4 protein-coding genes and 1 pseudogene are annotated in these 7,766 nt (G+C 59.9%); all 5 read right to left on the reverse strand.

Annotated features, from left to right (window positions below):
• Window positions 1-1,520 (reverse strand): acetate--CoA ligase family protein (locus ACP5E6_RS14715; RefSeq protein ID WP_427955174.1); only part of this gene is annotated, 1,520 nt, incomplete at its 3' end.
• A gap of 186 nt (window positions 1,521-1,706) precedes the next feature.
• Entirely contained in the window at window positions 1,707-2,894 is a 1,188-nt protein-coding gene (locus tag ACP5E6_RS14720) for an acetate/propionate family kinase (RefSeq protein WP_427955177.1), read from the reverse strand.
• 6 nt (window positions 2,895-2,900) lie between these two features.
• Window positions 2,901-4,256: a bifunctional enoyl-CoA hydratase/phosphate acetyltransferase gene (locus ACP5E6_RS14725; RefSeq protein WP_427955180.1), complete on the reverse strand. Its 1,356-nt coding sequence runs from the start codon at window positions 4,254-4,256 to the stop codon at window positions 2,901-2,903.
• Window positions 4,257-4,361: 105 nt separating this feature from the next.
• The gene (locus ACP5E6_RS14730; protein ID WP_427955182.1) at window positions 4,362-6,593 is read right to left on the reverse strand and encodes a DUF3141 domain-containing protein; all 2,232 of its coding nucleotides are present in this window, start codon (window positions 6,591-6,593) and stop codon (window positions 4,362-4,364) included.
• 422 nt (window positions 6,594-7,015) lie between these two features.
• Window positions 7,016-7,766, reverse strand: a pseudogene (locus tag ACP5E6_RS14735) (HAD-IC family P-type ATPase); the annotation flags it as partial.

The raw sequence follows: 7,766 nt of genomic DNA on the forward strand, positions 1-7,766 counted from the left end.
ATACGCAGGATCCGGGCATGGTCGATCTGGCGTTGGACTATAAAACAGGCATCCGGGGGGAACTCTCCACGACCGCGCAAGCGGGTTTCAATCAGTCGTGCCGCGGCCTCTGCGGATGGGGCATCGGGCAGATCGAGTGCAAGACTGCCGACCGGGCGACGTTCGATGAGTGATGGAGCAGTCAGCTTGACGACAACCGGGAAACCGATGTGGGCGGCAGTGGCGGCAACCGTTTCCGGCGTGGTCGCCACTTTGGATTCGACGGTTCCGATCCCGTAGGCGCGCAGGACAGAAAGAGCGGCTTCCCGGCTGAGGACGGTTCGGCCCTCAGTGCGCGTGGCCGCGATGGCTTTGGCGACAGCGGCACGGTCGGGCTCGATGTCGAGCACGGTCGAGGATGGTAGTTCGCGCGCGATGGTTTGGATGGCACTATGGCGGCGTAAGGCGTTGTATCCGGCGACCGCTTCCTCGGGTGTGGCGAATACCGCGACCCCTGCTTCGGCAAGGCGCCGCCGTCGGACGGCACCGGTGGACTGGCCCAGTATGGCGGTGAGGAGAGGTGTTTTGGTATCGGCGGCGCAGGCAATCAGCGCGGCAATCGTAGCATCATCGTCCGCGCCGGAAGGCGCGAGGATCACGATGATACCGCCGACTTCGGGCGCCGCACCAAGCACCGCCACAAGAGCGGCGAGTCGGGGTCCCTGGGCGTCCAACACGGTGACCAAGGCCTCAGCGATGGGATCGGTTCCGAGCAGGAGGGCGAGAGCCTGGTTGGTCGCGGGTGTAAGAGGCGCGAGGTCGAACCCTGCTGCTAGTACGGCATCCGCAGCAAGACGGCAGCCGCCTCGGCTGTTGCCAATGATGGCAAGGCCGCCTTTCCGCGCTGGCCTCGCCCTGCTCAAGGTTTCGGCTGCGGCAAGGAATGTGCCGAGTGTGGATGTGAGCAGCACGCCGGCGCGCGCCAGCGCCGATTCAAACCCGGCCATGGCCATGAAGCGTGGGTCGGCCAGACGCCCACCAGGGGCAATGGCCACGATCGGGCGAAGGCGTGCCGCAGCTTTCGCCGCGGATAGAAACAAGCGCGGATCGCGCAAGCCGGAGATTTCCATCAGGATCGGGCCGGTACCCGGATCGCGGGAGAGATGGTCGAGTATTCGACCAAATCCGATATCGGCATTATCGCCGATGCCGACGATGGTGGAGAACCCAACACCGTTAGGTTCAGCCCAGTCGATCACTGCGCGAGCGAGTGCGTGGGACTGTGCAAGCAGGGCAACTCGCCCTGGGGGGACTGGGGCATCCGTGAGCAATGCGTTGAGCGAGATGCCCGGCACAGCGAGACCGAAAGAGCGCGACCCGATAACCCGGACCCTTGCTGCGACTGCGGTTTCGCGCAGATTTTCGACTTTAGCATAGATAATGGCAGCCCCCCGGACTTGGCCCGACAGTGCAGCCAGCATGTGGGGGACGTTGTCTGCCAGGTCGGCAATCAGAGCCAGATCAATTGGTTCATCGCCCACCTTCTCGACGATTCGAGCCGGACATGTCGCGAGGGTAGTACGCAGGCGTGATCCTGTTGGGGTGTTGCCGCCCGACAGCAAGATGGTGCGGGGATGGAAAAGGACTTCGGGATTGAACCGGTTAATTATATCCCGGTTTCGGCCGGCGTGCGGGTCTGGCTGGCGTCGGGGCATACGGATACGATTTTATGTCGCTGAGGGTTGAATGAGCGCCAGTGTATGCTGGGCGATCATCAGCTCCTCATTCGTTGGAATAACCCATACTGACACTGGGCTATCGGACGTGGAAATGCGCGGCCCGCCGGAGGCGTTCGCCTCGTCGTCCAGCCTCACACCAAGTGACCCCAGCCGGCGGCAGAGTGCAGCACGCACCGGGATGGAGTGCTCCCCGATCCCGGCGGTGAACACGAATGCGTCCAGACCACCTAATACCGCGGCGTAGGCACCGGCATATTTCGTCATAGCATGGACGAAACATTCGATCGCCAAGATGGCGGAAGGGTCCCTGCGGTCCTGAAGGACATGCATGTCACCGCTGCTGCCAGAGAGCCCGAGGAGACCTGCCTGTTCGTAAAGCATCTTCTCCAGCGAAGCGTCGTCGAACATTTTGAGGCGCATCAAATAGAAAAGCGCGTCCGGGGGCACGTCGCCCGAGCGTGTCGCCATTGGCAGGCCCGACACCCCAGCGAAACCCATTGAGGTCTCGACGCTTCTTCCGTCCAACATGGCACACATGCTGGCACCTCCGCCGAGATGGGCGGCGATTACCCGCCGCGCTCCAGGCGCAAACTTTGGGATTTGCCGGCTGATGTAATCGTAGGAGATCCCGTGGTAGCCCCAGTGGCGGACACCGGCGTCTCGTACTTCCTTCGGTAGCGCGTATGTCTGCGCCACTTCCGGCATCGTCCGATGAAACGAGCTATCAAAGCAGGCGACTTGTGGTAGTCCCGGGAATGCCTCGGCGAAGGCCTTTGCGCCGCGAACGTTGAAGGGCTGGTGCGATGGCTCCATCGCAGTAAGCGATTGCAGATATTCGAGCACGGCGCTGTCGATCATTACCGGCGCTTCGAAGCGGGTACCGCCGAGTACGATGCGATGACCGGCCGCTACGATTTTTGTTCCACCGAGGTTTGTCTCGAACCAGGTGATTACGAAATGCATGGCGGTTTTATGATCGACCGTTGTACCTTCATGCCAGGAATGGCTATCCAGCGGCCTGCCAGTCGCGTCATTGATGACGAAATGTGGATTTCCCTGCATGTCGTCGATGCTTCCTCGGCACAAGAGGGACAGCGACCTTTGGGTGTCCAGTGCATAGGCACCAAACTTCAGGCTCGTGGAACCGGCATTGAAGACGGCGATGGCATCGCTCATGGCCGATTACTCCGCTGTTTCGGGCGATAATATGGTCGGGTCGTGCGCGATCGCATCGGCATAGAGAACTGCCGCCGCGGCTGAGAACCGACGCGCGGCTGCCGTATCGGCACGGCTTGTAAGGATTACTGGCACCCGCGCGCCGACAACCAGGCCCGCCGTTTGAGCGTCCGCCATGAAGGCAAGATTTTTGTAGACCATATTGCCGGCCTCGATGTTCGGCACAATCAGAACATCTGCAACGCCGGCAACCGGAGAGGAGATGCGTTTGATACGTGCGGCATCGCTGTCCACTGCGGCGTCGAGGTCGAGGGGACCATCGACGATGCCGCCGACGATCTGCCGACGGTCCGCCATTTTCGCCAGGATCGCGCCATCCAGGGTGGCGGCCATCTTCGTGCTCACCATCTCCACCGCAGCGAGCACGGCCACTTTCGGTAGGTCGATCCCAAGCGCGCGCGCGAAACCAATAGCATTCTGGCAGATATCCCGCTTCTGGTCGGTGCTCGGTGCGATATTCAGTGCCACATCGCTGATGACGAAGCGGCGTCCATAGGTCGTCGCCGAGATCATCGCGCAGTGGCTGATAAGGCGGCCGGCGAGGAGTTTTGCGTCTTTCTGCATGATCGCATGAAGGAGCACGTCGGTATGGAGGCTTCCCTTCATCAACGCTGCGATCTCGCCGGCGCCAGCTGATGCGGCTGCCTTGGTGGCTGAGTCTTCCGGGCCGTCGGTCGCCACAATGCGGTATTTTGAGATATCTAGCCGCTCCTGATCAGCAATGCGGCGGATTTCGGTCTCGGGCCCGAACATGATCGGCAGGATCAGCCCGGCTTCGGCGCTCTCGATGGTGCCTTTTAGCGCTTCAGCGCTGCATGGGTGTACGATCCCAGTCGGCATCCGTTCTAGGCTTCGGCAGCGCTCCAGCAAGCCTTCGAGGCGGTGCTCCGCGACAATGTGCTGCTGTCTCTTCGTTGGTGCCAACACATCGAGGACTGCGGTTGCGACAACGCGGCCGGACGGATCAGAGCAACGCCCGTCCAGCACGACGATTCCCTTATCCGTATGCTTCTCCCTCACGACGAGACTCACGGTTATGACGCCGCCGATGGGCAATATAGACATGATCTGCAGGGTGAATGTACGTATGCACGAACCCGGACCTGGCAGCGACGAACCGATCAGTGCTGTCATCAGCCCTGTCACGATTCCCGCCCCAGCTTGGCTCTCGCCCGTCATCGTATCGGCATCACCAAAGGCCGCCTCCCAGGCACGCACGTCAGCTGCGAGCAACTCGCGCTGCGCTGACGCCGTATCGCCGACGGCGATCTCGTCAAAAATCTTGTTTACGATGATCGGCAAGATACAAACTCCTATGTCCGGATTGGCGCGGCAGAATGCTGTCGTGACGGTCAGTATCCGACCGTCACGACAGCAAGTACGTCCCGCCGCGCGGAAACTTCAGTATCACGCGACGGTTGCCCGATATTTTTCTGCGGGCACACCGAGCACATTTGCCAGGCGAGTGAGGTGATCGCGGCCGGCGGCGGTCGGTGATCCAGCGGTGCCGATGATTGCGTTCACCTGTTTGAGGAGTTCCTCGCGTTCTGCCGTTTCGGGAATGATCGACGCAAGGGCCGCAATAGCTCGGTCAGGCAGGAGTTGCAGCACGAAGAACTGGTCACGCACCACGATCTTGAACTGGGGGAGGGACAAATGCATCAGTCGCTGGCGCGCGACATTCAAGGCGAGTGCGCAGCGCTGGTCAATCGACCGGTCCCCCCCCATGACAAAGAGCACTGCCCGGGTCAGCGCTTCGTCAAACCCGCCGGTCTTGAGCATCGTCTCGTACCCTGCCGCCATGGCTTGCCGAGCTGCGAGATCTTCGGACGAAGGGGCAGGTGGTTGTGCTCCACTCTCCGCGGGGACACCGAGTAACGCCTGGAGGACGGGAGAGCCATAGATGGCAAAGAAAACTTTCTCGGACAATTTGTCACGAATCGCTCGGTAGGCGTCCAAACTTGCCATGATCTGGTCGGAGTACCGGGTTTGAAGTGCCAGGAACGGATTGTCCGCTGGAACGGGCTTGCGCATCGCCGAGGCTTCAGTCGCCAGTTTCAGAACGGGCTTCATCCAGGGATTGCTGTCGGCGAACATGGTGTAGCTGAGCCTAAGCGGATTCAATTTTCGAGACAGATCGGCCGTTGGCTGGTTAGCCAGCGCGCGGACCAGGGGCTGCATGAACGTGCGATAGAGCGACAGGTTGATGTCGGACAACCGGGCCACAGCAGCGAAGGCGCGGTCATCTTCGGGGCTGTTGCGTCCAAGCGCACGGATGTCATCCAGTGACCGCTGCTCGAAACGCGCGATCCAGTCGCCAGTGACAAATCCGCTTAAAGGGACATCAGCGGGTCGTGGCGAAATCACCATCTCATGAAGGCCGGGCGGCAGGCAATCGATGACGTCGATCAACTGCACGAATTCCTCGTCCTGCTCAGCTCCCACTTTGGAGGACACGAAGATAGCGAGGTGTCCGATCTTGTGGCTCAGACAGTAGACGATCGTTCGCCCCGTGGCGCGAATGTCGTCCACGTCGCGGTATAGGTCCAGGATCCAACCGAGTGCCTGGGGCGGCGGGCTGATATTGTCTTCAGACGACGTGAACACGATGATCGGCGAGGTGATCTTGCGTAGATCGAACACAGTGCCATCGTGGGCTTTAAGCAAGTTGCGAGCGAGTTTATCGCCAATAAAAAGATTATCTACCAGGAATTGCAATTCGTCGCCGTTGAGCTCGATGAAGTCGCCCCACCATTTTTCGAATTCGAGATAGCGTTCAGCCCCCGTGTCGATATGGGTGTAGACTTCGTATTGCTTGCCCCAAAGCCAATTGGCAGGATTCAGCATATCGAAATTAAGGATCAAGCCCGTGCCATCGAATTTGCCATTGCCGAGGTCGCTCGACAGGGCGGTCATCCAGCTGCCGCCCAGCAGACCACCTGAGTAACGCATCGGGTCCTTGCCATGGACGCCTTGCCAGTAGGACATGGGTGACCCGGCAACCAGACAGGGTCCGAAGAGATCCGGTCGCAGCATTGCCACCATCAACGTTTGATAGCCGGCCTGGCAATTGCCGATCGCAAACGGCGGTGGAGCCTCCGGATGCCGCTCCACTATACGCTCGAAGAATTTTACCTGACCCTCGACGACATCGAGGAATTGCTGGCCGGGCTCGGGCATCGCACTGAAAGCAATGAAGTACACCGGATGACCCGCCTCAAGAGCGTCTCCGATCTCGCTCTCAGCCTTGAAGCCTCCAATGCCCGGCCCCTGGCCGGCACGTGGATCGATCACGACGACGGGCCTCTTTCCGGGATTCGACCGCACGCCCGACAACGGCAGAATATGCATGAGCGAATAGTTGATCGGCCGTGTTAATGACCGGCCACTCATAATGACCTCATGGTCAAAGCGCAGGACGGTCGCGGTCGGTCGGGAGGTGATCTCGGTCTCCGCATTGCCGCGACGCCGCAGTAAATCGACGAACAGAATACTACGCTGGAGCGCATCGATCATGTAGGGTGGCCACGCCTTCATCATGGCGTCGGAAGACGGGGCTAAGAATTCGGGTGATCCATGAGATTGCGCAGTTGAAGTTTTGTCGGCCGGGGGTGATTTTGTTGATGCCAGATAGGTCATTTTATCTCCAATAGAGTATCAGTTTGGTTAGGAGTGAGTGGGCAGAAGGTTTAGCCACATGATTTCAGTCCAGCGCCCCACTTCTGGGTTGCTGGGTGCACGTGTTGGTATGAACTGAATTCTCGACCCGCGCCTGAGGGTTGAACCTCCGGACTTTCCGGGACCGACTATGAGGCGATGGGAAGATCATGCCTTCAGACCCGATCAGACCGAACTGAACCATTTGTCGTTCAAAGGCGGACGGACCGAACTGGTCGATCGGAACATCCTCCGATCGATGATGATGAAACATACCCATCGCTTGGGGCATGTGGCCCGCACCACGGGCGACTGCCGCCGTAGGGCAGACTGGGTGACCACATAAAGTCGCGACCACTTCAGAGTTCGGGTAAAACTTGCCGATCAGAGCCATTCTGGTTCTTTCAGCTGATTCCCAGAGATCGGAAGACCGGAATTTTGGCGACTTCCACGACCAAGGCGAATATAATTGCAGCCACGAGAACCGCGATCACGGTCAGTACCGGCAGACTGGCCATCGCTAGGCCTGTGAGAGCCAGGACCGAAACGATCGCGATAGCTGCGATCGTTGATCCCATCACCCAGGCGCTTGGGACCGAGTGCCAGAAATGTCCGCGTTCACGGATCGCATAGATCGATGTCTGGCTGCCAAACACCAAGGCCAGGAACGTGAGGGTTCGCAACGAGGCGAGCGGCAGGTGAAGCCACAATGTGCCAACCAGCAGGGTTGCGGTACAAAATGCGAGCAGGCCGATCCCGACGATGATTCCGGCAATGGTCAGGCTGCCGATCCGCCAGACATTCGGGATCGTCGACGGGTGAACGTGATCGGTGGTCAGCGACATCGACAGAAAATCACCTGTCACCAGATAGATCACGATCAGTAGCGGCGTCAGGATAGCGTGGCTGGTGATCAACAGGCCGACCGCCAGGAAAAGCACGGTGGCCAGTTTGCGAATGATCGTATTGAGTGTGTAGGTCTGGATTCGCTGGAAGGTGATGCGGCCTTCTTTGACTGCCGCAACGATGCCGACAAGACCTGGATCGGTGAGGACCATACCGGCCGCGGATTTGGCAACATCTGTCGCCGTGGAGACCGCGATGCCCATCTGGGCCTGGCGCAGGGCGGGCGCATCGTTGGCACCATCGCCGCAC

Origin of the sequence: Acidiphilium sp. (assembly GCF_049977125.1) — a bacterium.
Lineage (GTDB): Bacteria > Pseudomonadota > Alphaproteobacteria > Acetobacterales > Acetobacteraceae > Acidiphilium.

Coding starts and splice junctions, on each gene's coding strand:
- ACP5E6_RS14730 (WP_427955182.1), bottom strand. CDS start 6,593: ATGACCTATCTGGCATCAACAAAATCACCCCCGGCCGACAAAACTTCA.
- ACP5E6_RS14720 (WP_427955177.1), bottom strand. CDS start 2,894: ATGAGCGATGCCATCGCCGTCTTCAATGCCGGTTCCACGAGCCTGAAG.